Origin of the sequence: Erythrobacter crassostreae, assembly GCF_019204045.1 — a bacterium.
In the GTDB taxonomy this organism is placed as follows: domain Bacteria; phylum Pseudomonadota; class Alphaproteobacteria; order Sphingomonadales; family Sphingomonadaceae; genus Erythrobacter; species Erythrobacter crassostreae.
Genome location: NZ_JAGSPC010000001.1, coordinates 999,393 through 1,025,960 on the forward strand (window position 1 = coordinate 999,393; position 26,568 = coordinate 1,025,960).

Here is a 26,568-nt window from a genome sequence, read left to right on the forward strand (position 1 = left end):
TTATGAAGATGCTTTCATCCAACCCCAATGCCGCTTACCGGCGGGTCGATCTTGATGCCCGAATAGAGGCATCCGCGAATGGTGATCTCACGCGGATTTGTCTGGAAGAAGCGGTGGCCGCGTTAAGTCAGGCGCTGCTTTCCTTGGAGCGCTCTCCCGGCTCACCGCCAAGCGAGGCGATCAGTAGGGCGCACAGTATCGCTTTGTGGCTGGCCCGATCGGTCGCGTCTGAGAACCCTATGCGCGCTGCGCTGCTCCAGTTCTACGGCGGATTGGCGGTAACGATCGGCAGCAACATGCTTCGACCCGATCCTATTCAGATCAGGCAGGCGCGCGACGACTTTCGCGACCTTTTGGCAGCGGCCGGATAAAGCTTATCGCTGCTTAGGCTGCCATTGCCTCGGCTATAATCCTTGCCGCGTCGGCGGAATCTTCGAATGGATGGAAATGGGTCATGTCCGGCCTCGGCATGTCCGTACCCTGCGGCATCGTTGAAGCCAGATCGGGCCATGTGGGTGAGCCTTTGAAATCCATTCTCTCGGTCTGTTTTGCGCGAACAATGGTTGCCGGAATATCCACGCTCTTGGCGGTTTCATGAATGGCTGAATTGCTGCGACTGGAGGCGTAAACGCTCGCTTCCACTTCTGGCGGGCAAGCCAGTTCAAAGCCCTGACCATTTGCTTTTGGCAGGAGGCCGTGGCGGCAATAATCCTCAAACACGCGCCGTTCGAAAATCTCGTAAGGATCGCGCGCTTCGAACCGGGCAATCATCGCCTCGACGCCATCAAAATTGCGCTTTCTCCGAATGGACGGGTGCGGATTGTCCGGTGTGAACCACGGCGTGCCGTCGGCATAGAATTCCGGCGCGAGGATAACTGGGTCGAACAACACAAGGTTGCTGAACGCGTCCGGCCTGTCTGCTGCCGATTGGAGCAGCGTGTGCGCCCCCATCGAATGCCCGATACCGGTCGCACCCTTGATCTCTTGGCTGTCCAGGAAAGCGCAGACATCGCCGGAAAGCTGCTGCCAATTCTCGATTGGACCGCCTGTGGAGCGCCCGTGTCCGCGCATGTCCAGAGCATAGATGTGCCGGTCTGGAAAATGCGCGATCACTGAATCCCAGACGCGGGCGTGGAAACCCGTTGCATGGGCAAAGATCATCGGAGGTTTCTGGCTATCAGCCCCGCCATTCCATTCGAAATAGACGAGGCTGATATCGTTGACTGCAATAGTCTTTTGAGTTGGCGTCATGCCTTCGCGGTATCTTGCGGTGCATGCTCCGGCAAGGTGGCTTTCAGCAGGAAGAACCCTGCGAGCGCTGCCACAAGCGAGCCGGACAGCACACCAAGTTTAACCGCATCGACCAGCGCCGGATCGGTAAAGGCAAGGTTGCCGATAAACAGGCTCATGGTGAAGCCGATCGCTGCGAGCAGCGAGAGCGCGTGAATCTGGCGCCAAGTGACATTCTCGGGGAGCGTCGCGAAGCCCATTTTTACCCCTGCATAAGCAAAGCCGAAGATACCGATCTGCTTTCCGATCAAGAGACCCAGCGCGATGCCAAGCGGCAGCGGCGCGAGCAGGTCGGCGGGTGAAATCCCCACCAGTGAGACGCCGGCATTTGCAAATCCGAAAATCGGAATGATCAGGAACGCAACCCAGCTGTGAAGACCGTGCTCCATTTTCTCCAGCAGACGCTCGCCATTGCGGGATACCATCGGCACACAGAACGCTGCGGCTACGCCGGCCAGCGTTGCATGAACGCCTGATTTGAGGACGAATACCCACATCAAGACGGTCAGCAGTATGTAGGGAATGCGCGATCCGAATTTTGCCCGTCCGCATGCCGCGAGCACGGCAAACGTGATGCCTGCGCCCATAAGCATGTCGAGGTTCAGTTCGCCCGAATAGAATATCGCGATAATCGTAATCGCTCCGATGTCATCAATGACCGCAACCGCGAGAAGCAGCGCTTTCAGTGCGACTGGCACGCGCGGCCCAAGCAGGGAAAGGATGCCCAGTGCAAATGCAATGTCGGTCGCGGCTGGAATTGCCCAACCATTGATGCTCTCAGGCGAGTTCCAATTCAAAGCGACAAAGATCAGTGCGGGGATCGCCATCCCGCCAACTGCGGCCACCAGCGGCAACGAAGCCTTGTTCCAGCTCGACAATTGTCCCTCGAGCACTTCGCGCTTCACTTCGAGGCCGATGAGGAAGAAGAAAATCGCCATCAGACCGTCATTGATCCACAAAAGCAGCGGCTTATTTATCTCGAACGCGCCGTACGACAAGTTTAGCTTGCTCTCCAGCGTACCGAAATAACCGGCGGCGAGAGGGCTGTTGGCAATCACCAAAGCCAGCGCCGCAGCAACGATAAGAACTATGCCGCCCGCGCTTTCCTGTTTGAGAAAATCTTTGAGCGCTCCGCCCACCCGATCAATCATGTCCCGTCAATCCTATGCAATAAACCGTGTCTGTTGCAGGGTAGAACGTGCAAACTCTGCATCGGTGCCCGAAAATCGGCATAAATTGGATGAAATCGTTCGTATTCCGATTGTGGCGGGTCAAAGGCGGGCTCGTTGCGGCTATAAACCTCGACATTGATTGACAATTGCGGTGGTGTAGGGGAACGCGCAGAGACATCTGAGCATTTGCTTTCAACGATCCCATTTTTCCGGAGCTTCCCTTGTCCCACCCACCGATGGCAGACGCGGCCCAGCAGGCCGAGTTTCGCGAGCTCATGAGCTTGTTCGCCACAGGCGTGTGCGTGATCGCGTTCAATCGCGAAGAAGGTGATGCGGACGGTGCGGTATCCGCGATGACGATCAACTCGCTCGTATCGGTTTCGCTCGATCCGCTCTTGCTCTGTTGGAGCCTGCAAAACTCGGCGAGCCAGTATGATGAATATCATGGCGCGGAACGCTTTACTTTCAGCATTCTTGCCGACGGGCAGCAGGCCTTGGCACGGCGCTATGCCGCGCGCGGCGACAGTGCATTGAGCGCAGATGATTTTGAAAAGACAGCAAATGGCCTGCCGATAATCAAAGGCGCATTGGCCACATTTGAATGCCAGCGTTGGAACCGCTATCCTGCCGGGGATCATACGATGATTTTGGGGGAGGTTCAGGCCATGTCGCGAAACGGGGGTAACACGCCCGCGCTCGGCTTTTTCGAAGGGCGCTTTTGCGCGGTCAGCTCGTGAGCCGCGAAGCGCCGGAGGCAACCCGCGAGAAATTGCTGGCGGTCGCGGCAGAGGAATTTGCTGCGCGCGGCTTCTACGGCGCGAGCATTGCGCAGATTGCTGGTCGGCTTAACTTGTCGAAGCAGGCTTTGTTGTATCACTTCAAACGCAAGGAAGACCTCTATGCCGAGGTGTTCAAACGGATTTCCGAACGTCTGTTAAAAGCGGTGCAATCAAGCGCTTCACCGGTCGCCCCCGCTGAACAGCAATTTGAAGAAATGATGCTTGGCATTTATGCTGCTGCGCTTGATAATCCGCTCGATACGACGGTGCTGATGCGCGAATTGCTCGACAATCAGAGAAGCGATGCGCCATCAGAGGAATGGCATCTGAAGAACTTTCTCGATGCTATTGTTGCAAAGCTAGACAAGATTGAAGGCAAGGCCGCGCTGCCATTTTCTCAAAAGCTGGCAGCGATTTATTCGATCATCTCGTCAATCGAGTACTTTGCAGCGTCAGGGCCGGTGCTCGAACGCTTTTATGGAGCTGACGAACTGGCAAGAGTTCACGCTGACTATCGCGAGGAATTGCGCGGCCAAATCGCGCGGCTCGTCGCTTAAGCGAAATACGCCCTGCGAACTATATTTCTGACTTCAGATGCTTGGCGTGCCACGCAACGTGATCGGCCATAAAGGTCGAGATGAAGAAATAGGAATGGTCATAGCCGTCCTGCATACGAATTTCGGCTGGCATACCCGCATCCTTGCAAGCAGTGATAAGCTGATGCGTTTGAAGTTGCTCTTCGAGGAAATTGTCCGCTGTACCCTGATCGACTAGCATGTGCGGATGCCGCGCGCCGTCTTCTATAAGCGCCACTGCATCATATTCGCGCCACGCGGCGCGATCTTCGCCCAGATAACGGGCCAGGGCTTTTGCACCCCACGGAACTTTGCCCGGCGCGACAATCGGGCTGAATGCGCTAATCGAGGTAAACCGGTCAGAGCCGCGTAAACCGATGGTCAAAGCGCCGTGGCCGCCCATCGAATGTCCCGTGATCGATTGTCGCTGCATATCGGCAGGAAAACTGGCGGTTATGAGGTCGGGCAGCTCGCGCTCAATATAGCTCCGCATGCGGTAATGCTTTGACCATGGCTGCTGCACTGCATCGACATAGAAGCCCGCGCCTTTGCCAAAGTCGTATTCGTCCGAAGTGTCTGGCACACCATCACCGCGCGGGGATGTATCTGGCGCAATGAAAATGATGCCATGCTCGGCGCAGGCGGCGCGGTATTCGCCCTTTTCCATCACGTTGGCGTGGGTGCAGGTGAGGCCGGACAAATACCAGAGGACCGGCATCTTCTCGCCGGGTTCGTGGTCAGGTACAAATACGGCAAAAGTCATGTCGGTACCGGTCTCTATCGACGGATGCGAGTAGACACCCTGAATGCCGCCATGGCTGCGTGTTTCGGAGACAGTTCTGAGCGTCATATCAAACCGCGACAGGCTTGAAAGCGGTGGCTTCATCGCCGGTATTGGGCGTGCCATCGGCGTCCATCACGAGCAGTTTCGCCTCTCCATTGCGTGCGCAGGGGCGATGTTCGACGCCGCGAGGGACAACGATCATATCGCCTTGATTTAGGTGCTCGGTGCGATCGCGAAACTCCATCTCAAGTTCGCCTTCGATGACCAGAAACAGCTCGTCCGTATCGGTGTGGTGATGCCAGTGAAACTCGCCTTCCACTTTGGCCAGACGCACTTCGTTGCCATTATAGCGAGCGGCGAGCCGCGGTGCCCATTGGTCGGAAAACAGTGCGAATTTCGCGGCTAAGTCGACCTTTGCGGGGGCCACACTATTGGTCATCAAAATACCACGACACTGCGGATGCTCTCGCCGGAATGCATCAGGTCGAACCCCTTGTTGATTTCCTCCAGCGTGAGTTTGTGCGTGATCATCGGATCGATCTCGATCTTGCCGTTCATATACCAGTCGACAATCTTGGGCACATCCGTCCGCCCCTTGGCTCCGCCAAAGGCTGTGCCGCGCCAGTTGCGTCCGGTGACCAGTTGGAACGGGCGCGTCGCAATTTCCTTACCGGCTTCGGCGACGCCGATGATGATCGAAGTGCCCCAGCCTTTGTGACAACACTCAAGCGCGTCGCGCATCACATCGGTGTTACCGGTGCAGTCGAAGGAGTAGTCCGCGCCGCCATCGAGCAGTTCGACCAAATGTTCGACCACATTCGAGGTCTCTTTCGGATTTACGAAGTCGGTCATCCCGAACTTCTCGCCCCAATCGCGCTTCGCCGGGTTGAGGTCCACACCAACAATCCGGTCTGCACCGGCCATCTTCGCGCCTTGGATCACATTGAGGCCGATACCGCCAAGCCCGAAGACGACGACATTGTCACCCGGCTCAACCTTCGCTGTGTTGGTGACCGCGCCAACGCCGGTAGTAACCCCGCACCCGACGTAACAGGCGCTTTCAAACGGAGCATCGGTCCGGATCTTGGCGACGGCAATTTCCGGTAGAACGGTGAAGTTCGAGAAGGTCGAACAGCCCATGTAGTGATAGATGGTTTCGCCCTTGTAAGAGAAGCGAGAGGTCCCGTCCGGCATTAACCCCTGACCCTGTGTGGCACGGATTGCGCTGCACAGATTGGTTTTTCCGCTGAGGCACATCTTACATTGGCGGCATTCCGGCGTGTACAGCGGAATGACGTGATCGCCAGGCACCACAGATGTTACGCCCGCGCCCACTTCGCGCACGACACCGGCACCTTCATGGCCGAGCACACTCGGGAACAGGCCTTCGCTGTCGAGGCCGTCGAGGGTGTAGGCATCGGTGTGGCAGATACCCGTCGCCATGATCTCGACCAACACTTCGCCGGCCTTGGGCCCTTCCAGATCGAGCTCTACAATTTCGAGCGGTTTCTTGGCTTCAAAAGCAACGGCGGCGCGGGTTTTCATCAGGCGGGTTCCTCTCGCGATTCTAAACTATGCTGCGGGCCATAGCACGCGATGCATATTTCGGGAGAGTGTAAGAATGCTTCGCCGGATGGGAAAATTGGTGCGGTCGAGAAGACTCGAACTTCCACGGGCGTTAGCCCACAACGACCTCAACGTTGCGCGTCTACCAGTTCCGCCACGACCGCACACAGTCAGCAGGGGCGAGCTTTGTCGCCCCGCTTGGTAGGAGCGCGCCACTAGCAAGGGGCATGGTCCGGTGCAAGCGCTTTGAGCGCTCTGCGCAAATAATGATGATCAGGAGGGCGACCAGCCGATTTCGGCTTCTGTCGCAGAGGCAGGAATATCGGCAATCGCCTCGGTGACATTCAGGCTTTCACCCGGTGCAAGCTCGCGCTTTGAAGGGACAATCTGCCAATTGCCAACATTGCGGTCTCGTTCGTCACGGAACACGACCAGAAGGATCGGGACCTCCACGGATTCGCGCCCAGAGTTGCTGATCGTGCCGCGCACACGGAATATCTCTTCGCCAGTCTCCAGCGTTTCGGTACGCTGCTGGTCAGCGGGGAAATCCAGAACAAGGCTTGGCTCGCCAATACCGAAGGTCGGGCGCTGCACAGGGAACCAGTCCGGCAGCCCGTAATAATTCACCGCAACGACGGTGCCTGTTGCCATCACGGCAAAAGCCGCGGCGGCAATCGTCCACATTTTAAGCGGATTACGACGGGCGCGGAACGGCGGGACATAGTCGAACTGTGATGGCTCATCATCATACTCGCCATCGTCAAAGGCCTCATCCGGCACGCCCTGATCCGCCAGCGGGTCTGCATCGCAATCGAAGGCACTCGAAACTGGAGGCTCCGACAGCTTTGGTTCTGGAGCAGAAGGCGTTTCAGTCGCAGTCGCTGCCGCCGTCGCAGCCACGGTTGCTCCGGTAGCGGCTGCTTCGCCGCGATCTTCGGTCCGCCAATGATTGATTGATGGCCCTGCATTACCGTCTTTTGAACTGTCCGATGCGCTTGCCGCGTCAGTCGAAGGTGCGGCAGGCGCTGGAGCCAGTTTGGCTTTTTCGTCTTCTACCGGGATCGGCCGCGTCAAATCGAGTGGCTCTGGATCCTGAAACCAGCTGTGCTTGCATTTGGCGCAGCGCACAGTGCGACCTTCAGCGCCGATTGCGGTGTCGGGCACGACATAGCGGGTCGAGCAAGCGGGGCATGAAATGATCATTGTGACAATTGCATTAAGGATGGCGGGTAAGGGCACAAGAGTGTGCGGGCTGGAACGGCAAAAATGCGCCCCTTTTTCCACACTGCAGAGCTTGAAAAGCGCTTTGGGCGTTGAAATCGGTCGATGCATGCTTTCCCGCAGCGAGAGCCACTGATAAGCCGACCCCATGAACGACCGCCCGAGTGAGATCGTGAAATTCGACAATGTCGGGCTGCGCTATGGCACCGATCCCGAAGTGTTGAGCGATCTCAGCTTCACGCTCTATCCTGGCAGTTTCTATTTCCTCACCGGAGCCAGCGGCGCTGGCAAAACGAGCCTTTTGAAGCTGCTCTATCTGGCGCAGCGGCCCTCGCGTGGGGCGATCCGAATGTTCGGCAAGGACATGATTACCTTGCCGCGCGAACGATTGCCGGATTTCCGCCGCCGACTTGGCGTGGTGTTTCAGAATTTCAGGTTGGTCCAGCATCTCTCTGCATTCGACAATGTGGCGCTCCCGCTTCGGCTGGCCGGCACGAGTGAGACCAAGGTGATCAAAGCGGTCTCCGACATGCTCGAATGGGTTGGCTTGTCCCACCGTGCGCAGGCGATACCCGCGACAATGTCGGGCGGTGAGCAACAACGTGTCGCCATCGCGCGCGCCGTGATCGCTCGCCCGCAAATGCTGATCGCTGATGAACCGACCGGCAACGTCGATCCCGATATGGCGCTGAAACTGCTGCGGCTGTTTGAAGCGCTTAACAATCGAGTGGGGACGACAGTGGTGGTCGCGACCCACGATGTGCATTTGCTGAAGAAAGTGCCAGATTCGCTGATTATGCGGCTGAACAAGGGCCGGCTGTCAGACCCGACCGGCGCTTTGAAATTCCCGCCAAGGCCCGAGAACAAGCAGAAGGGCGGGCTATGAGCACGCCTCCGCTACCTGACGCACCAACTCCGGAGGCCTCCAAGCCTGCCGAGCGAGCTGACTATCCGAAGATGCGCGGCGGATTGGCCGCACGTTTGCTTCCGCAAACGAAGTTTGGCGGGCCGATCCCGTGGGTGATCGCCATCCTGATTGCTCTGGTTGTGATCGCCGCAGCAGGTGGTTTGTCGCTGCGCAATCTGGCCGAAAATGCGCGGGCTGACCTTTCCGGTGCAGTGACCGTACAGATTATCGAGGCGGACGCAGAACAGCGCGATGCAAAGGCGGTTAGCGCAGCCGGTATTCTTGCGGATCAACCATTGGTAACATCGGTGCGGATCGTGCCGGAGGAAGAGCTGAATGCGTTGCTTGAACCTTGGCTTGGCGCCGCGGCAGGCAGCGATGATGTTCCTGTCCCGGCTCTGATCGATGTCGAGTTAAGCCGCAATGCTTCGGCAAGCGAGGTTGCAGGCTTACAATCTGCTTTGGACGCAGCCGTTGCAGGCGCGCGGGTTGATGCTCAATCCGATTGGCTCAAGCCTGTCTATGATGCGCTGGCGGCGCTGCAATATCTGGCTCTTGCCTTGATTACCCTTGTCGCATTCGCAACCGGTGCGGCGGTTTGGTTGGCTGCGCGCAGTGCGTTTTCCAATCACAGCGAAACGGTTGAAGTGATTCACCTGCTTGGCGGCACAGACGCGCAGGTTACGCGTATCTTCCAGCGATCGGTTGTGCGCGATGCGGCGTTTGGGTCGATTGTTGGCTTGATCTTCGGCCTTGCTGCGGTCTGGTTGCTCGGCCAGCAATTCGCCGCTTTGGATAGCGGTATGGTCGGCGGCGGCGGGCTGGGATGGACCGATTGGCTCATAATTGCTGCAATCCCTGTCGCTGGCGTGTTGCTTGCGCTGCTTACAGCGCGTGTGACCATTAAGGTTGCTCTCAGGTCGATGCTGTAATGTTCGGCTCGATGTTGAAACGTTTCATCTCCGCTGTTGTACTTGCTTGGGCTGTCGGCTTTCTATGGTTTGTCGTCGCACTACCTCAGCCCGTGGATGGCCTTGAAACCGACGCAGTTGTTGTCCCGACCGGCGGGGAAGGGCGTATTGCCCAAGGTCTTGCGGTGATGGATGCGGGCCTTGCCAAAACTATGCTGGTAAGCGGTGTCGATCGCGAAGTGAAACCGGCTGAATTCGTGGCGCAGTTCGATGTTGATGAAGAGATGCTCGAATGCTGCATCACGTTGGGATTTGCTGCGGTGGATACGCGCGGCAATGCATCAGAAATTGCGCAATGGGTCGATGACAACGAGGTTACGTCGATCCGGTTGGTCACAACCGATTGGCACATGCGCCGTGCAGCCGGAGAATTGTCGCGTAAACTGCCGGATGGCGTAAAGGTTATCCGCGATGCGGTTCCGTCCGAGCCCAGCTTTGGATCGCTGTTTCTGGAATATCACAAGCTGCTTGCAAGCTGGACGTCAGGCCTGATCGGTCTCTAATGGCCCACATTGTGGCGATTCTACGCAGTCTCTTGTTCTACCCCGTCTTTTACGGATTTTCGGCCCTGCTTGTGGTCGCATCGGTGCTCGCCATACCATTTGGGCGCAATCGCTTGCGCGATGTCGTGGCGACGTGGGGTGCGCTGCATTATTGGTGCGTGACCAACATTTTGGGCATTGCGGTCGTGCAAGAAGGCGTGATCCCGGATGAGCCAGTGCTTATTCTGGTCAAACATGAGAGTTATTTCGAAGCGATTGATATACCGCGCCTGTTCGCGTTTCCGGCGGTTTTCGCCAAGAAAGAACTGTTCGCGATCCCCGGCTGGGGGTTTTCGGCGAAGTTCTATGGCCTAATTCCGGTCGCCCGCGACGGCGGAGCAAAGTCTCTTCGAACGATGATTTCAACGGCCCGCGAGCGGATCGAGGCCAAACGTCCATTGGTGCTGTTTCCAGAAGGTACACGCGTTGCGCATGGCGCCAGTCCGCCGCTGCAATCGGGTTTTGCGGGTATTTATAAGCTGCTAAAACTGCCAGTTGTGCCGGTCGCAGTGAACAGCGGGCCGCTTTATAACCGGATCATCAAACAGCCCGGAACGATCACTTACCGTGTAGGGGAAATGATACCTGCCGGACTGAAACGTGATGAGGTCGAAGCGCGCGCTCACGCGGCGCTCAATGCGCTGAATTAATGATCCTCGCGCCCGAAATCGGGCCGATCATCATCCTGACCTTCTTCGATGACCTGACGGCGGATTGCGCGGGTCCGGCTAAAAAGCTCGTGCAGGGCATCGCCGTCGCCTGACCGGATCGCGCGTTGCAGCGCCGTGAGATCTTCTGAAAATCGCCCAAGCATTTCGAGCACGGCGGATTTGTTCGATAGGAACACGTCACGCCACATCACCGGATCGGACGCAGCGATCCGTGTGAAATCGCGGAAGCCACCGGCGGAATACTTGATGACTTCGCTGCGTGTCACCTCCTCCAAATCGCTGGCGGTGCCGACGATGGTGAAGGCAATGAGGTGCGGGATATGGCTGGTCACGGCGAGCACGAGGTCATGATGCTCTGCGTCCATAACCTCGACATTCGCGCCGAGCTTCGTCCAGAAATCGCTGACCGATTGCACCGCTTCGGTAGAGGCGGTTTCCGACGGTGTCAGAATGCACCAGCGATTGGTGAAGAGCGAGGCAAAACCCGCATCTGGTCCGCTTTGCTCCGTTCCGGCAACAGGATGCGCCGGTATAATCGTGTGATCGGGCAAAGCCTTGGCCAGCGCCTCACCGACACTTTGCTTAGAGGAACCAACATCGCTGATAATTGCGGCTTTCGGCAGAGCCTCCCTCATACCGGCCGCCGCTTCTTCCATGGCCCCAACAGGCACACAGAGGATGACGAGATCGGCATTTGCGACAGCTTCGCTGGCGGTATCGCAAACGGTGCCGACAAGGCTGCGCTTTGCAGCAGTGGCGCGTGTTTTCGGGTTACGGTCAAAACCAGTGGTTGTGATATCCGGCGCGTGCTCTTCGATGGCCAAACCGATGGAGCCGCCCAGCAAGCCGAGGCCAATAATCGCGACATTGCGGATCATGTCGTCTCTCCGCAAAGCGTGCGTAAGGTCGCAATGACGCGGTCCATATCTTTTGTCTTGCCGATGGTGATCCGCAGGCAGTGTTTAAGACCCGGCTCTGGCAAATGGCGCACCGCGTAACCTGCCTGCGCAATCGCGTTCAGAGCGGTTTCGGCGGTCAGATCGCCATTGAATTCGACGAGCACAAAATTCGCCTCACTTGGGATGGGCGCGAGGCCGTGATTGCCCAATGCGTGAATTGCCTCCGCGAAACGCGTACGTTCAGCGCTGTTGTGCTGCCGGCTGCGCTCGACAAAGTCTTGATCGCCTAAGCTCGCCAATGCTGCTTTCTGGCCGCTCACTGTTACGTTGAATGGGCCTCTGATCCGATTGAGGATATCAATCAAATCTGGCGCGCCAGTAGCCCAGCCGATCCGTTCAGCGGCAAGGCCATAAATCTTGGAAAAGGTCCGCGTGACCAGCACATTGCCGTGCGCCGCGGCGAGGCCAAAGCCGACCTGTTGCAGAACAGGATCGACATATTCCCCGTAAGCTTCGTCGATCACCAACAGTACATTAGCAGGCAAACCAGCGTGCAGGCGCTCCACTTCCGATGGTTCAATCCAGGTGCCTGTCGGATTGTTTGGATTGGCGAGAAACACGACCCGCGTCTTGTCGGTCACCTTCGCCAGCAAAGCGTCGACATCTGCGGTGAAATCGCAGTCATCGGCCTCGACCGGCGTCGCGCCGCAGCGCCGCGCAGCAATGTCATATACCGCAAAGGAGTGACGGCTAAACAGCACTTCGTCACCCTGTCCGGCGAAACCCTGCGCAGCGAGGTTTAGCAATTCGTCCGAGCCCGTGCCGCATACAATCCGATCTGCATCAAGGCTGTGCAGCTTAGCCAGCTTTGCGCGCAAAGCGTGCGCCCCGGGATCGGGATAGGTCGCCGCCTCTGCTCGCGTTTCGGCGATGGCCTCCATCGCCGCCGGGCTGGAGCCGAGCGGGTTTTCGTTGGCGGACAATTTGACCAATGCTCGGCCATCGCTCGCGGTGGATTTGCCGGGCGTGTAGGCGTGAATGCCAAGGATCCAAGGTTTCGGTTCAGGACGCATTGTCATAGCGGGCGGCGATAACCGCTTCGCGCATCTAATAACAGAGCTATAACAGCGCAATTGACTTGAACGAGCCAGTCGCCCAATTCGCTTCGCCAATGAACGTTGCCGCCGCCTCGAAGATTCATGCAATACCGCATGACTTGCCGCTTGATAGCGGACAGGCACTTGTTGGCGCGCAAATCGCATATGAGACTTATGGCGAGCTGGCTGAGGATAAGTCCAACGCGATTCTGATCTGTCACGCGCTGACCGGCGATCAATTCGTCGCGAGCGACCATCCGATCACTGGCAAGCCGGGCTGGTGGGAACGGATGGTCGGCCCTGGGAAGCAGATCGATACTGACCGGTACTATGTAATATGCGCCAATGTGATCGGCAGTTGCATGGGATCAACCGGCCCCGCGAGCGTCAACAGCGGCGGCGAACCCTATGCGATGGGTTTTCCCGTCATCACAATTCGCGACATGGTGCGCGGGCTCGTGGCATTGCTTGACGGGCTAGGCATTGAGCAACTGCACGCGGTGGTCGGCGGTTCAATGGGCGGGATGCAGGCCTTGAGCCTTGCGGCCAACTGGCCGGAGCGCGCCGCGCGTGTGTTGGTGATTGCGTCCACTGCGCGGCATTCGGCTCAGAATATCGCTTTTCATGAAGTTGGCCGGCAAGCGATCATGGCTGATCCGGCATGGTCTGGCGGCGACTATTATGCAGGCGAAGCTTCGCCTGACAATGGCCTCGCCGTAGCGCGCATGGCGGCGCATATAACCTATCTTTCGGAAGAGGGGCTGACCGAGAAGTTCGGGCGGCGCTTACAGGACCGAGACAGCAAGAGTTTCGGTTTCGATGCGGATTTCCAGGTCGAAAGCTATCTGCGCTATCAGGGCAGCGGATTTACCCAGCGGTTCGATGCGAACTCCTACCTGTATATCACACGCGCGATGGATTATTTCGACCTCGCCGAAGAGCATGGCGGCAAACTTGCCAATGCATTTGAGGGCACATCGGCGCGGTTCTGCCTGATCAGTTTCGACACCGACTGGCTCTATCCCACGTCGGAAAGCCGCCACATTGTCCATGCGCTCAATGCAGCAGGAGCCAAGGTCAGCTTTGTCGAGCTTTCGGCGCCCAACGGCCATGACAGTTTCTTGCTGCCGCATGATCAACTGGACCGCGTGGTCGGAGGCTTCATCGAATGACCCTTCCTAGCCAAAAATTGCGCCCTGATCTCGCTGCGATTGCTGCACGCGTAAAACCGGGAACGCGGGTACTCGACATCGGCTGCGGCAACGGCGCGTTGATGGCTGAACTCGAAACGTCGAGCGATGTCGATGCACGTGGAATGGAATTGAACCCCGAACTGGTCGAGCGCTGCGTTTCGCGCGGGCTTTCTGTGGTTCAAGGCGATGCCAACAGTGACCTTGCAAACTATCCTGACAAGGCTTTCGACTACGCTATCCTCAGCCAGACTTTACAAACGGCGACCCGGCCTGATCTGATCCTTGATGAATTGCTGCGTGTAGGCAGGAAAGCCTTTGTCAGCTTCCCCAATTTTGCCCACTGGCGCACCCGCGCCGCGTTGATGTTCGGAGGCCGGATGCCTGTCACCCGCGCTTTGCCGGTGAGCTGGTACGAAACCACCAATATTCACCACGTTACGGTCGATGACTTCCGCGAGCTCGCCAAAGCCAAAGGCGCCACGATCGAGCGCGAATGGTTCTTCTCCGGCGAAAAACAAATCGGCGCACCAGCTTCAAACTGGCGCGCCGAATTTGCGGTGTTCGAACTCAGCCGTTGAGGCATAGTATTTTCTTTAGCGCGGCAGCAAACCGTCACGTTTGACTGTCGTGCCGTCGACTTCGAACGTCGCCGACCCGGTCTCTTTGACATTATTCGCAGCGAGACGGCCGTTGATTGTCAATTTCAGGCTGTGGTCTGGACTAGACATGCCGGGCGCATTCAGAGTCACCCCAGTCCACTCATAGTCACTGAACGCTGCATCAAGTTCGGCCTTTCTGCCGTCCATAAACGTTCCCAATGCGGCATATTTTACATCGGAAAGCGGAATTACAAAGTCATCCACCCGGAATTCCGAAGCGCTGCCTCCGATTACCGTTATCTCAAGCTGACGTGGCTCGCCGAATTCTCCGGTTTTGTTGTCATATACAGCGGACAACATCATGTTGGGGTCATCCGGACTCTGATATTCGACATCGCAATTCGTGATGACCCCGCGTGCTTGGTTTTGCATGCTGTCAATATCGGAACCGGAGCTGATCAGGGTCCTGATCTTGCTAACTTTTGCATCATTCCCAAGCAAGGAAGCTACAGCCTTGAAACAGGCATCATAGCCATCATCAAGTGTCATCGCGTTGGCGTTCGCCTCTGCCATCATATCCGCAACCATCTCGTCTGCGCTTTGTTCGGGGTCTCCCCCGCACGCGGCAAGAGTTCCGCTTAGAATTGCTGCAATCGCAACGGTTTTGGCATTAGAAAAAAGTTTCACTGTAAGTCTCCTTCCTGTCATCCCGGGCGGTGAATGCCGCAGATTTTATGGCCGTCTGGATCGGTGAAGTAGCACAGGTTCATCACGCCCATGCTGCCTTCACGCGGGCCGGGAGGATCTTCGCACGTCGTGCCGCCATTGGCGACTGCGACATCGTGAAGTTCCTTCACCTGGTCGAGGGATTCGCATTTGAAACCGATGGTGAAACCGTTGGCGCAATTGGCAACTTCGCCGTTAATCGGTTCGCTGATCGAGAATGTGTCCCCGTTATGGATGTAGAACAGGCGAGTTTGACCGGTGTCGTTGACGTGGGCCATCGGTTCGCCTGCGCCAAGCACGCCGAGTACTTTGGTGTAGAACGCTTTCGAGCGCTCGATATCATTGCTGCCGATCATAATGTGATTAAGCATTGGGGAATTCTCCTCTCTTGAGTGGACGAACTGCGTAAGCGAGGCACGGGTGCGCGGCAAGACCAATCCTGATTTGCAACCTGTAGTATGCCGTTCAGATCACCCGTGTTAAAGCCGCGCTTATGTTCACATCACTAATCAGCGCGGTGCTTTTAAGCGTCTCTGCGCAACCCGCCAATTCAGACGCCGGGGCCCAAGGCTCGAAACTTTCGCAAGAGAGCAAAGCTGTTCTGCGCTGCTCGGCTGCGTTTGCTTTGGTTTCCTATGGACAGTCAAACGGCGATGCGGACGCGCTGAAATGGCCGGACGTCAACACGCGTGGGCGCGAATTCTTCGTCCGCTCTATGGCTCAGATGATGGATGAAACCGGCCTAAACCGTGAAGGAATTGCTGATTTGGTGGGCAAAGAAGCTCAAAGATTGTCGGACACTGGCGAGGTTTACACGGTTATGCCTGCCTGTTTGGTCATGCTGGATGCCTCCGGCGTCTGATTAGTTGTGCACCGCAGCGCATAGCGATGGATTTGCCCGCCATTTTCAGGCATTGGATCAAATGTAATGTGGCAACTATATCAATTCCCGCTCTGTCCGTTCAGCCGTAAGATTCGGCTGCTTATGGGTGAGAAGAACATCGCCTATGAGCTCGTACGCGAGGATCCGTGGGCGGCATCCGACATGTTCTTTAACCTCAATCCCGCTGGCCGCACGCCGGTGCTGGTGAATGAGGTGAAAGAAGTGGTCATCGCGGACAGCCGCGCAATTGGCGAGTATTTCGAAGAGACTGTCGACCGCGCCCCGATGATCAACGGCACTGCGACAGGCCGCGCGGAAATCCGCCGCCTCACCGCTTTGTTTGACGAGAATTTCTACAATGATGTCACCGCGCCGCTTCTGTCAGAGCGGATGAAAAAACGCATCGTGCTGCGCCAACCGCCCGATAGCCGGGCTCTGCGTGAAGCGATGAAGATGGCGCACGGCCACCTCGATTATATGGACTGGTTGATCGACAACCGTCCGTGGCTCGCCGGATCAACGATGAGCATGGCCGATCTTGCCGCTGCGGCGCAGATTTCTGTGGCGGATTATCTCGGCGGCATCGATTGGACCGGGCACGAACAAACACGCGGCTGGTATGCCGTGTTCAAGAGCCGCCCAAGCTTCCGTCCGCTCCTGACCGAGCGGATGGATGTGATCAAACCGCCCGCGCATTATGCGCTTGTGGATGGTTGAGGGTTGGAACGACTGCTCGCCCGCACCATTTATGGTGTGATGGAGAGACTGAATGACTGACGACCCCAAGACACTTTCTGACGATGACTGGCGCAAGAAGCTGTCGCCGGAGCAGTATCATGTACTGCGCGAGGCGGGCACAGAACGCGCCTTCACCGGTCAGTATGACAAGCACTATGATGAAGGTGAATATGCCTGCGCCGGATGCGGCACGGTGCTGTTCTCCAGCGATTCAAAGTATAACAGCGGGTGCGGCTGGCCTGCTTTCACCAAGCCCGCACAAGACGAAACCGTGGAAGAAAAGCGCGACGTTTCCTTCGGCATGATCCGCACAGAAGTGTTGTGCTCGAATTGTGGCGGACATCTGGGCCATGTCTTTCCCGACGGTCCGCCAGAAGCCGGAGGAATGCGGTATTGCATCAATTCCGCCGCGCTCGACTTCGAGAAGGACGGATAAGCCCAGTCCGAGTGTTCACGCGGGGTTACAAGTTGCCTATGCAGGGTCTGCGACAACGTATGAACAGGCTAACTAAGCGATAATGTCCAAACGCGGAGACCGTGTGACGAACAAAGGAAAGCGCGGCTCTCGCCGTGCTGCTGCGGAGCGTGAGTCTTCGCGTTCCGGCTCGCGCTCCAAAACGCGCAAGAGCACTAAGAAAGCGGCCGCAGCAGGCGGAGGTTCGCGTTTCTGGTTTTGGATCAAGCGGCTCACATTTTGGGGCGGCGCAGCTGCGGTTCTGGGCGCTATATTTCTTGCCTTCGCAGTCGGATTTGCGGCGCGCTCCATACCAAGTTTCTATCAGCTGAAATCAACCCAGAACGCGCAGACCATTCTGGTGCGGGCGCGCGATGGCAGCGAAATCGTCGAAATTGGGCCAAGCTTTGGTGAATGGCTTGCCTACGACGACATTCCCGACAATATGAAAAATGCGATGGTCGCCGTCGAAGACAAGCGGTATTATTCGCATTACGGCGTTGATCCGATCCGCACGACCGGCGCTGTTATCGAAGGGATCACCGGGTCAAGATCGCGGGTTGGCGGGACATCGACGATTACGCAGCAATTGGCGCGGAATGTCTTTCTCAATTCCAACCGGACGTTTGACCGCAAAGCGCGCGAGGCCGTGTTGGCGATGGCGCTCGAATGGAAATTCTCAAAAGAGCAGATACTCGAGCTGTACCTGAACAAAGTCTATTTCGGTGGCGGGGCCTACGGGGTCGACAGCGCAAGCCGCAAATTCTTTAGCCATCCGGCCAAAGAGCTGAGCGTTGCAGAGGCGTCTATCATCGCAGGTCTGGTGAAGGCGCCAAGCCGGTATTCGCCAACAGCCGATGTTCAGGCCGCAGTGAACCGCGCGAAAGTGGTTCTGCGGTTGATGAAGGAGCAGGAGTACATCACTGCAGAGCAAGCGTCTGTCGATGTGGACACAGTCGAACTTAAGCAGCAATCCGGACAAAACTCGGTGCGGTACTTTACCGATTGGGCGCTGCCACAGCTCGATATTCTGTTGCCTGAAACATTTGCTCCGATCGAGGTCTGGACAACCCTTGATGTCGGAATGCAGCGCGCTGCTACCGCCTCGATTTCGGCAAACACACCCGAAGGATCGCAAGGCGCGCTGGTCAGCGTTGACCGTGACGGCGCGATCCTCGCGCTTGTGGGCGGTACCGACTATGTTGAAACGAACTTCAACCGTGCGACCAACGCCATGCGCCAGCCGGGTTCTTCGTGGAAACTGTTTGTCTATCTGGCTGCTTTGGAGGCAGGCTACACGCCCGATGACCGCGTCGTGGATACGCCGGTCACAATCGACGGTTGGAGCCCGCGCAACTCTAATGGCCGCAATGTCGGCGAGACGAGCCTACGCACATCATTCGCCTATTCGATCAACACAGTTGCCGCGCAGCTTGGCAATGAAGTCGGCTTTGGCACAGTGGCATCAATGGCGCGGCGCTTTGGTGTGAGCTCGCCTGTTTCAACCTTCCCTTCGATGGTTCTCGGTTCTTCGGAAGTGCGTCTTATCGAGATGACGCGCGCCTTCGCCTCGATCTCAGCGAAGGGGAAATCGGTCGAGCCTTACGGCATTCTCAAGGTCACTACCGCTGGCGGTGAGCTGCTCTACGAGCGAGAAAAGCCGCGTGATACCGCGCTGATCCCTGACTACGTGGTCGCTGGCATGACGGATCTGCTTCAGGCTGCGGTTCAAACCGGCACGGGACGCGCGGCACAGATTGGCCGGCCCGTTGCAGGGAAGACTGGCACGACCAGTTCTAACAAAGACGGGTGGTTTGTGGGTTTCTCTTCAGGGATTACAACGGGCGTTTGGATGGGCCGCGATGATGCGAAGGCCGTTCCCGGTTTGCAAGGCGGACGAGCACCGGCGCGGGCATTCGCTGCCTATATGCGGTATGCCGTGAAAGATCGTGCGGTTGAGAAATTCGATATCGAGCTGAACTTGCCGGAATGGCGGCTTGAGCCGGATGAGGAATATCTATTCGGCGATCCGGACGACTATTACTTCATTGATGAGCAAGGCAATCTGGTTGAGCCAGGCCGCCGCGATCCAGCCGAGAACCCGTTTGATGTTGATGGAGAGCGGCCAGATGCTCCTCCCACGGACGAGCCTCCTCCCGCTGTAAGTGAAGATTTCCTGGAGCGTGCGACTGGCGGTGCATTGCCGCCCGACCCGAGCGGAGTAGGCGGGCCGCCGGGCATTCTTGAGCCTAGCCAGCAGAGGCCGCCGCCTGCGCAGCCGCCGCCACAATAAGGCAAGCGACAAAGAAAAAGGGCGCTGCGGCATTAAACCGCAGCGCCCTTTTTTGTGTCGTGGCGTATTTCTAGTCTAGCGGAGACGCACCGGCAAAAAGCGCGGCGGCTGGCCGCGCCGCTGGATGCGGAACAGCAGAGCTTCGCGGTCATTTGCTTCTGCATCGGCGATCGCACTGCGTAGCTGCTCGATAGTCGAAAGCGGCGCATTGTTGACCGTGAGAAGCTGATCGCCGCGGCGCAGGCCTTTGCGGCCAGCATCCGAATTGGGGTCAACCTGATCAATGACCAGCGCGACCGTATCTTCATCAATACGGAGCGAACGGGCGATAGCAGGTGTCATCTCCAGAACCGACAAGCCCAGCTTTTCAGCGATGGTCTCATCCGTCTCATCCGGGCTCATCGGCTCTTCGGAATCCGGATCGAATGTTTGCTGCTGCTGGATCAGCTCTTCTTCGCTCGGCCGCTTTCCAAGGACCGCGGTGACAGCGATTGTCTGGCCGTCACGTAGAATTTCGATCGGCACCTGAGTGCCAGGCGCAAGATTGGCGACAAGGTAAGAAACTGTCTGTTCACTCGTCACGTTGCGGCCATTTATCTTGGTAACGATATCTCCGGCGCGCAGGCCAGCCTTGTCAGCGGCACTGTCATCTTGGACGTTCTGAACAATCTCACCGCGATTGGCTGGCAGGCCAAGCGAATCAGCAAAATCATCGGTCATCGGGTTGAGTCCAACACCAAGGAAACCGCGCTCGATCTCCTGACCTTCTTTCAACTGATCAACGATGGGCGCCGCAATCTCGGACGGGATCGCAAAACCGATGCCGACACTGCCGCCTGATGGCGAAAAGATCGCGTTGTTGATGCCGATGACATTGCCTTGCATGTCGAATAGTGGACCGCCCGAATTGCCGCGGTTGATGCTGGCGTCGGTCTGGATATAGCGGTCATACGCGCCGCCTTGGCCAGTGTTGCGATACACCGCTGAAACAATCCCGCTGGTTACCGTGCCGCCAAGGCCGAACGGATTACCAATCGCCACAACCCACTCACCCACACGTGTTTCGGCTGAGTTGCCGAATTTTACAAACGGGAAAGTCGTGTTCGATTTGATTTTCAGCACTGCGAGATCGGATTGTGCGTCCGCGCCGATCAACTCGGCTTCGTATTCCGTGCCGTCAGGCATGGTGACAGTGATTTCTTCAAGCGTCGCGCGATTGTTAGGCGTGACAACGTGATTGTTGGTTACGACGTAACCGTCTGCCGAAATAATGAAACCGCTGCCGAGTGACTGGGCTTCGCGTGTTTGCGGCTGTTCGGACTGACCGCGACGACGGTTGAACAATTCAGCGAAAGGCGTGCCCTGAAACGGGTTACGGCTTTGCACTTCTACACGCTGGCGGGTGGCGATGTTGACCACGGCAGGTTGCAGTTGCTCGGTCAGATCCGCGAAGCTCGCAGGGGCACCGGCGCGCGGTACCACGTTGTTCATCACGCTCGTATCGTTCTGTGCCACTTGCGCGCCAGCAGGTTGACCGGTGACCAGCGAAACAGCTGCCCCTCCAACCAACAGGGCGCTCGTCAGTCCATATACATACCGCACGTTTTTCACGTCCTCTTATTCCTTTTTCAGTGCCCGAAACGCCCGGCTTTATCGGGACGTTCCAAGCTCAAGCTCTATCCTAAACTACGCATCCCAATTGAGCGGGGACGCACTTAACCGCGATTGAACACGCTTGTAGTCGGTAGCTTTCCGTCAACCGTTCGTCGGATCGCCCCGGATTAGCGGCGTCCCCGGAATTGCTGAAGATACTCGTTATCAGGTGAAAGAATGATTGAGCTTTCACCGCGCCCGTCTTCGCCTTCACGTGCCTTGCGGAAAGTCTCGTCGTAACTCTGCATCGCGCGGTAGAAATCGTAGAACCCGGCATCCTTGCCAAATGCATTGGCAAAAATCCGCGCTGCTTCGGCGTCCGCCTCGGCGCGAATAATACGCGCATCGCGAGTACCCTGCGCACGAATGGTTCGGGCCTCACGCTCACGATCCGATTCCATCCGTTGGAAAGCCGATTCAAGCGGACGGCCAGATGGCAGGTCAGTGCGTTTGATCTGCACATCAATCACCCTCGCACCATATTGGCGAGCTTCGCGATCGAGGTTGGCGCTGACATTGGCCAGAGCATTGCCGCGCTCGGCTGTCAGCATGGCTGCAAAGGTACGGCGACCCAATTCCTGACGCACCGCAGAGTTGAGGATCGGTTCAAGCGCGACCCGCACCCCTTCTGTCGTACCGGCGCGCTCGACCATCCGGATGGGATCGACGATCTGGAACCGTGCATATGCATTCACCAGCAGCCGCTGCTGATCGTTTGAAAGAACTTCCTCATCTGTCATTTCCAGATCAAGGACGCGCTTCTCGATGACGCGCAGTGTGTCGACGATCGGGATTCGCAGATAGGGACCAGCGTTCCAATCGCTGCCCGGGCGGTTCGCAACATATACGGGATTACCCGCGCGGATCACGACAACCTGCTCTTCTTCTTCGACGATATAAACACTCATCGAAGTACCGATGAGGGCAACGGCGACTAGGATCAGCAACCAGCGATAATTATTCCATAGGTTTTCCATGGTTATTGCCCCTCCTCATTAGGTTGCGCTTGCGCGGTAATCGGCGCTGGCGGTGTCGCCCTGCGACGAATTTCGGGAAGCGGCAGATATGGTGTCACGCCTTCTGCCTCGACAATGGTCTTGTCGGTTTGACCCAAAACTCGCTCCATGGTCTCGTAATAAAGACGCTGGCGCGTGACTTCCGGGGCGAGGCGATATTGCTCGTAAACCTTGTCAAACGCTTCGGCTTCACCCTCTGCGCCAGCGATTGTCTGCTGCGCATAGCCGCGCGCCAGGTTTCGGGCTGCGTCGGCATTTTGCTCCGCCACAGAGACATCGCGGAATGCATCGACGACTTCGCTTGGCGGGTCAGCTTTCGCAATTTCGACACCGATGATTTGGATGCCAGCGCGATAGGAATCGAGCGTTTCCTGCATTCTCTCGCGAACAGCCTGTTGAATTTCTGCGCGGCCTGTACCGGTGAAGGTCGCATCCAGAGTTTTCTCAGCAACCGTAGCGCGCATCGCTGCTTCGGCCACTTCACCGACTGTATCAATCGGTTCGGCAAGCTGGAATTTGAAATCACGCAGGTCGTTTATCCGCCAACGCACGATGTAACTGAGATCGACCAGGTTTTGGTCGCCAGTCAGGATAAGCTTGGCACTATCGCCCGAGGCAGGAATGTTGACCGCGCGCACGCCTTCAACGTCTTCGATGTCAATTGTTTCGATTGGCCACGGTGCGGTCCATTTCAGACCGGCATCGACGGTACGGCTGTAGCTACCCAGCGTTTTCACGACACCGCGCTCACCCGGTTGAATGAAATGCATGGAGGAAAACAGCAAACCAACCAGAACGATGGCGACGATGATGATCGGAAGCCAACTGCCGCCGCCAGGGCGTGTCGGCATCTGAAAATTCGGGCCGCCAGGGCCACCGCGGTTCGGTCCCTCGGGACCTCGGTTTTTGAAAATATCCTCAATACTGGCAGAGCGACGTTTTCCGTCGCCGGACCCTCCGCCGGGCAGCCACGGATTGCGCGGGCCGTCTGAGCCTCCGCCTTCCGAACCGTCACCTGAAGACGATTCGCCATCGCCTTTCTTGCCTGAGCCGCCCCAAGGGTTCTTACCAGCCATGGCGAGTCCGGTTCCGGACATTCCAAAGCGCTCTTTCAACCGATCAAAAATCTGCATAACTCTCTTATAGGAACGCGTTCTTGGGAAAAACAGGGGGTGGCTGGCGAAAAACAGGGTTGGCGCAGTGATTTTGGTGTTAGAGGCGTTTCTCAATGACACAAAGTGAAACTCCAGAGGCGATCGACGCGCGTTTGCGCGGTGCAATGCCCGAGAATATTGAGCACCGCGTTCAATCGGCGCGCCTTGCGAATGGCCGGGCAATCATTGTCGCTGACGCAGGCGATATGCGCCCCGAAGAACGCGAAGTTCTCGAAGTGGCATATCGCAATGCTCTAAAAGATCTGGACGGCGTTGATGAAGTTCGCGTGGCTCTGGTCGCAGAGCGCAAACGCATACGGATCATCGCGATCGGATCGGGTAAGGGCGGTGTGGGTAAATCCACGCTCACCACCAATATCGCTGTCGCCTTGGCGCGTTTGGGCCACAAAGTTGGCGTGATTGACGGAGACATTTACGGCCCATCCCAGCCGAAATTGCTCGCGACGGAGAATCAGAAACCCGAAGCGCGCGGCGAAAAACTGATCGCGCTTGATAGCCCGCACGGCGTCAAAGTGCTTTCGATGGGGCATATTGTTGCGCCGGGTAAAGCGCTTGCATGGCGCGGCCCGATGGCGGGCAAGGCGCTGGGACAATTGGTGGAGGCCGATTGGGGCGATACCGATTTGCTTCTGATCGATTTGCCGCCGGGGACTGGCGACGTGCAGATATCCATGATGTCCGACAGCAAGCCTGATGGCGCCGTGCTTGTTTCCACACCGCAAGACCTCGCATTGATGGACGCAGCCCGCGCCGGGCAGCTGTTCGAGCAAGGCGAAATCCCCATCATCGGCTTGGTCGAGAATATGGCTGGCTATGAATGCCCGAGCTGCGGCGAAGTGAGTGATCCATTTGGGCAGGGCGGCGTTGAAAAATTCGCTGCCGCGCTTGAAATCCCCTTCCTGGGCCGTGTGCCTTTGAGAATAGAAACCCGAATAAGCGGCGATGCTGGAAAGCCGCCTGCTGCGGGCGATGGTGAAGGCGCGTTGCCGTTCACCGCGATCGCACAGCGGATTGCCGCTTGGTTGTGCGGTGAGGAATACTGATCCGATGCAGATAACGCGGCGGGGAATGATCACTGGTGCGGCAGCAGGCGGCGGCTTGCTTGTCGCGTGGTATCTGATGCCTCGCAGCTATCCCAACCCGCTTACTGCAGCGCGCGGGGAGCATGTCTTCGATGCTTGGCTCAAGATTGCCGAAGATGGCGTGGTCACCGTCGCCGTGCCGCAGATCGAGATGGGGCAGGGGATCACGACGCTTTTGCCGCAAATCGTTGCGCAAGAACTCGGCGCGGACTGGCGGCAGATCGCAATCGAGCCTGCGCCGATTTCAGGCACCTATCCGAACATTCCCCTCGCCGAAAAATGGATGGCGATGTGGGATCCCCTTGCGGCTGGTCTGTCCGAGGCAACCGACGCAATGCTGGTCGAACGCTTTGCTGCTTCCAGCCGGTTCAGCGCGACTGCAGATGGCACCTCCATTGCAGCTTACGAAGCCCCTTGCCGCGCGGCTGCTGCGGCTGCGCGGGCTATGCTAGCGCAAGAAGCCGCATCGCGTTGGGATGCGTCGTGGGAGGAATGTCAGGTTGAAGGCGGCATTGTCTCGCTGGGCGAGAACCGCGCCACATTTGGCGAACTCGCGGCGGGCGCGGCAGAGCAATCTCCGCCAGATCCGCCGCCCTTGCGACCAGAGGTGCCAGCTGCCGAGTCACCTGCGGACATTGCAGATGCTCCGCCGGAATATCCGCGCATCGATCTCCCTTCGAAAGTTGATGGTTCGTACCAATTTGCAGGTGATATCCGCCTGCCCGGAATGGTGTTCGCCGCAATCCGGCACGGGGCAAATGACGGCGCGGAGTTGACCGGATTTGATGCAGCTCCGGCTCAAAATATCAGCGGCGTTGTGGGTGCGGTAAAGTCTAAAAATTGGCTCGCGGTGGCGGCAACGACTTGGTGGAGCGCGCAAAAAGCGATTGAGGCGATGAAACCGCAATTCAAAGCCGCGTTTCCGGTCTCCAGCGACGATATCGCCGCGCGTCTGGATACGATGGTTGATGGCGGCGCGTCTTTTCGTATTGCGGAAACCGGGTTTGGCGAAGACGCGATGACCCGTGTGGATATGGCGCGCCGCTATGAAGTGGAACCAGCCCCTGCTGCGCCGCTTGAGACAGCATGTGCCGCCGCGCGCTATGAAGACGGTCGGCTGGAATTGTGGATCGCCAGCCAGGCACCAGAGCAGGCGCGTATTGCCGCGGCGAAAGCGATTGGCATCGCGGTGGAGGATGTGGCGCTGTACCCCATGCCCGCTGGAGGCAGCTTTGATGCCCGGCTTGAGCATGATCAGGCGATTGAAATTGCCACGGTTGCAAAGGAACTGGGTCGTCCCGTCCAACTTACCTGGCCGCGGCGCGAAGAGATGGTTTTGAACCGCCCTCGCAACCCAGCCTACGTTTTGATCGGTGCGCAATTATCGCAGGGCGGTGATGCCAATGTTGATGCGCTGCGTTTGCGCATTGCATGCCCGCCCGCCGCTCATGAATTTGGAGAGCGGCTGTTTAGCAATCTGACGCCATCGGCGGCTGTGCGCGAAAGCGCTGGCAAGAAGGATCCGTTGGCATGCGAAGGCGCCATTCCGCCTTATCGCCTACCCAGCCTGGTCGTTGATCACATACCAGTTGAGATCGGTCTTCCTGTCGGCCGGGCGCGGGGCAACGCAAACACATACACCGCGTTCGCAATTGAGAGCTTTATCGACGAGATCGTGCAGGAAAATGGCCGCGAGGCGTTGTCTTACCGGATGGCGATGCTCGGCGATGATATCCGCATGGCCGCTTGTCTCCAGAAAGCCGCGCAAATGGCCGAATGGAACGGCGGCACAGATCAGAGCGGGCAAGGTTTGGCCTGCCACCGGATTGGCGATGCTACCACAGGCGGACGGATCGCCTGCGTTGCAACCGCAAGGCAAGGCGAAGGAGGCGTTAGGGTGACGCGGCTTTCGGTTGCGGTTGATATGGGCCGAGTCATCAACGCGGATATTGCGCGCCAACAAATTGAAGGCGGCCTGATTTTTGGCATTGGTCTCGCGCTTGGCAATGCCATCCGTTTCCGTGCCGGATTGCCGGAAAGTTTTGACTATGCAGATTTGGGTCTGCCTGCGTTGTCCGATTGTCCCGATATCGATATAGAAATTATCGCCAGTTCAGCCGCGCCCGCCGATCCGGGGGAATTGGGTACAGTTGTGGCTCCGCCAGCCATTGCCAATGCGCTGTTTTCTGCCACAGGCTTGAGATTGAGACGCCTGCCCCTACTTTCAGGCGGGATCTGAATTTTGCCGTGCCCTTTAGTGGGCCGGATATTTTATTCGTGAA

General features: G+C 57.6%; 28 protein-coding genes and 1 tRNA gene. 15 read left to right on the forward strand and 14 right to left on the reverse strand.

Going from position 1 to position 26,568, the window contains the following annotated elements:
- The first annotated feature begins 2 nt into the window (after positions 1 to 2).
- Positions 3 to 371 (forward strand): hypothetical protein, encoded by a 369-nt coding sequence (locus KCG46_RS05020; RefSeq protein ID WP_218404199.1) that lies wholly within the window; start codon positions 3 to 5, stop codon positions 369 to 371.
- 13 nt (positions 372 to 384) lie between these two features.
- Here the strand turns inward: KCG46_RS05020 and KCG46_RS05025 are convergent, their stop codons facing one another.
- A complete protein-coding gene (locus KCG46_RS05025; RefSeq protein WP_218404200.1) occupies positions 385 to 1,251 on the reverse strand; it encodes an alpha/beta fold hydrolase in 867 nt (288 codons plus the stop codon).
- A complete protein-coding gene (nhaA, locus tag KCG46_RS05030; protein WP_218404201.1) occupies positions 1,248 to 2,441 on the reverse strand; it encodes a Na+/H+ antiporter NhaA in 1,194 nt (397 codons plus the stop codon). Before nhaA ends, KCG46_RS05025 begins: the two co-directional genes overlap by 4 nt.
- Before the next feature lie 257 nt (positions 2,442 to 2,698).
- Between nhaA and KCG46_RS05035 the strand changes: the two genes are divergently transcribed.
- Positions 2,699 to 3,199: a flavin reductase family protein gene (locus tag KCG46_RS05035; RefSeq protein WP_218404202.1), complete on the forward strand. Its 501-nt coding sequence runs from the start codon at positions 2,699 to 2,701 to the stop codon at positions 3,197 to 3,199.
- A complete protein-coding gene (locus KCG46_RS05040) occupies positions 3,196 to 3,798 on the forward strand; it encodes a TetR/AcrR family transcriptional regulator (RefSeq protein ID WP_218404203.1) in 603 nt (200 codons plus the stop codon). The genes KCG46_RS05035 and KCG46_RS05040 overlap by 4 nt, the downstream gene beginning before the upstream one ends.
- Positions 3,799 to 3,817: 19 nt before the next feature.
- On the opposite strand, the gene fghA is transcribed toward KCG46_RS05040, so the two are convergent.
- The 5 genes from fghA to KCG46_RS05065 form a co-directional block, all read right to left on the reverse strand.
- Positions 3,818 to 4,666, reverse strand: coding sequence for an S-formylglutathione hydrolase (fghA, locus tag KCG46_RS05045; RefSeq protein ID WP_218404204.1), 849 nt, complete (start codon positions 4,664 to 4,666; stop codon positions 3,818 to 3,820).
- Between the two features lies 1 nt (position 4,667).
- The gene (locus tag KCG46_RS05050; RefSeq protein ID WP_218404205.1) at positions 4,668 to 5,039 is read right to left on the reverse strand and encodes a cupin domain-containing protein; all 372 of its coding nucleotides are present in this window, start codon (positions 5,037 to 5,039) and stop codon (positions 4,668 to 4,670) included.
- Positions 5,039 to 6,145, reverse strand: a complete 1,107-nt coding sequence (locus KCG46_RS05055) for an S-(hydroxymethyl)glutathione dehydrogenase/class III alcohol dehydrogenase (RefSeq protein WP_218404206.1) — start codon at positions 6,143 to 6,145, stop codon at positions 5,039 to 5,041. The genes KCG46_RS05050 and KCG46_RS05055 overlap by 1 nt, the downstream gene beginning before the upstream one ends.
- A 98-nt stretch (positions 6,146 to 6,243) precedes the next feature.
- Positions 6,244 to 6,330 (reverse strand) — tRNA-Leu (locus KCG46_RS05060).
- Positions 6,331 to 6,439: 109 nt separating this feature from the next.
- Complete coding sequence (locus KCG46_RS05065; RefSeq protein WP_218404207.1) at positions 6,440 to 7,369, reverse strand: zinc-ribbon domain-containing protein; 930 nt, start codon at positions 7,367 to 7,369, stop codon at positions 6,440 to 6,442.
- A 166-nt stretch (positions 7,370 to 7,535) separates the two neighbouring features.
- Here KCG46_RS05065 and ftsE point away from each other — a divergent pair, with 166 nt between their 5' ends.
- The 4 genes from ftsE to KCG46_RS05085 are packed head-to-tail and all read left to right on the forward strand — an operon-like array spanning position 7,536 to position 10,457.
- Positions 7,536 to 8,273, forward strand: coding sequence for a cell division ATP-binding protein FtsE (ftsE, locus tag KCG46_RS05070; protein ID WP_218404208.1), 738 nt, complete (start codon positions 7,536 to 7,538; stop codon positions 8,271 to 8,273).
- On the forward strand, positions 8,270 to 9,226 hold the full coding sequence (locus KCG46_RS05075; protein WP_255551769.1) for a cell division protein FtsX: 957 nt from the start codon (positions 8,270 to 8,272) through the stop codon (positions 9,224 to 9,226). Before ftsE ends, KCG46_RS05075 begins: the two co-directional genes overlap by 4 nt.
- Positions 9,227 to 9,237: 11 nt before the next feature.
- A complete protein-coding gene (locus tag KCG46_RS05080; protein WP_218404209.1) occupies positions 9,238 to 9,768 on the forward strand; it encodes a YdcF family protein in 531 nt (176 codons plus the stop codon).
- Positions 9,768 to 10,457, forward strand: a complete 690-nt coding sequence (locus KCG46_RS05085) for a lysophospholipid acyltransferase family protein (RefSeq protein ID WP_218404210.1) — start codon at positions 9,768 to 9,770, stop codon at positions 10,455 to 10,457. Before KCG46_RS05080 ends, KCG46_RS05085 begins: the two co-directional genes overlap by 1 nt.
- Here the strand turns inward: KCG46_RS05085 and KCG46_RS05090 are convergent.
- Positions 10,454 to 11,356: a prephenate/arogenate dehydrogenase family protein gene (locus KCG46_RS05090; protein ID WP_218404211.1), complete on the reverse strand. Its 903-nt coding sequence runs from the start codon at positions 11,354 to 11,356 to the stop codon at positions 10,454 to 10,456. The genes KCG46_RS05085 and KCG46_RS05090 overlap by 4 nt on opposite strands.
- On the reverse strand, positions 11,353 to 12,456 hold the full coding sequence (gene hisC / locus KCG46_RS05095) for a histidinol-phosphate transaminase (RefSeq protein WP_218404212.1): 1,104 nt from the start codon (positions 12,454 to 12,456) through the stop codon (positions 11,353 to 11,355). The genes KCG46_RS05090 and hisC overlap by 4 nt, the downstream gene beginning before the upstream one ends.
- A 92-nt stretch (positions 12,457 to 12,548) precedes the next feature.
- Between hisC and metX the strand changes: the two genes are divergently transcribed.
- Both metX and metW read left to right on the forward strand, forming a co-directional pair.
- The gene (gene metX / locus KCG46_RS05100) at positions 12,549 to 13,646 is read left to right on the forward strand and encodes a homoserine O-acetyltransferase MetX (protein ID WP_218404213.1); all 1,098 of its coding nucleotides are present in this window, start codon (positions 12,549 to 12,551) and stop codon (positions 13,644 to 13,646) included.
- A complete protein-coding gene (metW, locus tag KCG46_RS05105) occupies positions 13,643 to 14,245 on the forward strand; it encodes a methionine biosynthesis protein MetW (protein ID WP_218404214.1) in 603 nt (200 codons plus the stop codon). Before metX ends, metW begins: the two co-directional genes overlap by 4 nt.
- A 15-nt stretch (positions 14,246 to 14,260) precedes the next feature.
- On the opposite strand, the gene KCG46_RS05110 is transcribed toward metW, so the two are convergent.
- Both KCG46_RS05110 and KCG46_RS05115 read right to left on the reverse strand, forming a co-directional pair.
- On the reverse strand, positions 14,261 to 14,953 hold the full coding sequence (locus tag KCG46_RS05110; protein ID WP_218404215.1) for a hypothetical protein: 693 nt from the start codon (positions 14,951 to 14,953) through the stop codon (positions 14,261 to 14,263).
- Positions 14,954 to 14,970: 17 nt separating this feature from the next.
- Entirely contained in the window at positions 14,971 to 15,363 is a 393-nt protein-coding gene (locus tag KCG46_RS05115) for a VOC family protein (protein WP_218404216.1), read from the reverse strand.
- Positions 15,364 to 15,485: 122 nt separating this feature from the next.
- Here KCG46_RS05115 and KCG46_RS05120 point away from each other — a divergent pair, with 122 nt between their 5' ends.
- From KCG46_RS05120 to KCG46_RS05135, 4 genes are all read left to right on the forward strand, one after another.
- Entirely contained in the window at positions 15,486 to 15,854 is a 369-nt protein-coding gene (locus tag KCG46_RS05120) for a hypothetical protein (RefSeq protein ID WP_218404217.1), read from the forward strand.
- A gap of 66 nt (positions 15,855 to 15,920) precedes the next feature.
- The gene (locus KCG46_RS05125) at positions 15,921 to 16,592 is read left to right on the forward strand and encodes a glutathione S-transferase family protein (RefSeq protein WP_218404218.1); all 672 of its coding nucleotides are present in this window, start codon (positions 15,921 to 15,923) and stop codon (positions 16,590 to 16,592) included.
- A 52-nt stretch (positions 16,593 to 16,644) separates the two neighbouring features.
- Entirely contained in the window at positions 16,645 to 17,049 is a 405-nt protein-coding gene (msrB, locus tag KCG46_RS05130) for a peptide-methionine (R)-S-oxide reductase MsrB (protein ID WP_218404219.1), read from the forward strand.
- A gap of 82 nt (positions 17,050 to 17,131) precedes the next feature.
- Positions 17,132 to 19,360, forward strand: coding sequence for a transglycosylase domain-containing protein (locus KCG46_RS05135; protein WP_218404220.1), 2,229 nt, complete (start codon positions 17,132 to 17,134; stop codon positions 19,358 to 19,360).
- A gap of 75 nt (positions 19,361 to 19,435) precedes the next feature.
- On the opposite strand, the gene KCG46_RS05140 is transcribed toward KCG46_RS05135, so the two are convergent.
- From KCG46_RS05140 to hflK, 3 genes are all read right to left on the reverse strand, one after another.
- Positions 19,436 to 20,971 (reverse strand): Do family serine endopeptidase, encoded by a 1,536-nt coding sequence (locus KCG46_RS05140; RefSeq protein ID WP_218404221.1) that lies wholly within the window; start codon positions 20,969 to 20,971, stop codon positions 19,436 to 19,438.
- A gap of 170 nt (positions 20,972 to 21,141) precedes the next feature.
- Complete coding sequence (locus tag KCG46_RS05145) at positions 21,142 to 21,990, reverse strand: SPFH domain-containing protein (protein WP_218404222.1); 849 nt, start codon at positions 21,988 to 21,990, stop codon at positions 21,142 to 21,144.
- 2 nt (positions 21,991 to 21,992) lie between these two features.
- The gene (gene hflK / locus KCG46_RS05150; RefSeq protein WP_255551770.1) at positions 21,993 to 23,126 is read right to left on the reverse strand and encodes a protease modulator HflK; all 1,134 of its coding nucleotides are present in this window, start codon (positions 23,124 to 23,126) and stop codon (positions 21,993 to 21,995) included.
- Positions 23,127 to 23,308: 182 nt separating this feature from the next.
- Between hflK and KCG46_RS05155 the strand changes: the two genes are divergently transcribed.
- A complete protein-coding gene (locus KCG46_RS05155) occupies positions 23,309 to 24,247 on the forward strand; it encodes an Mrp/NBP35 family ATP-binding protein (protein WP_218405317.1) in 939 nt (312 codons plus the stop codon).
- A gap of 4 nt (positions 24,248 to 24,251) precedes the next feature.
- Positions 24,252 to 26,525 (forward strand): molybdopterin cofactor-binding domain-containing protein, encoded by a 2,274-nt coding sequence (locus tag KCG46_RS05160; protein WP_218404223.1) that lies wholly within the window; start codon positions 24,252 to 24,254, stop codon positions 26,523 to 26,525.
- Positions 26,526 to 26,568: the final 43 nt, after the last annotated feature.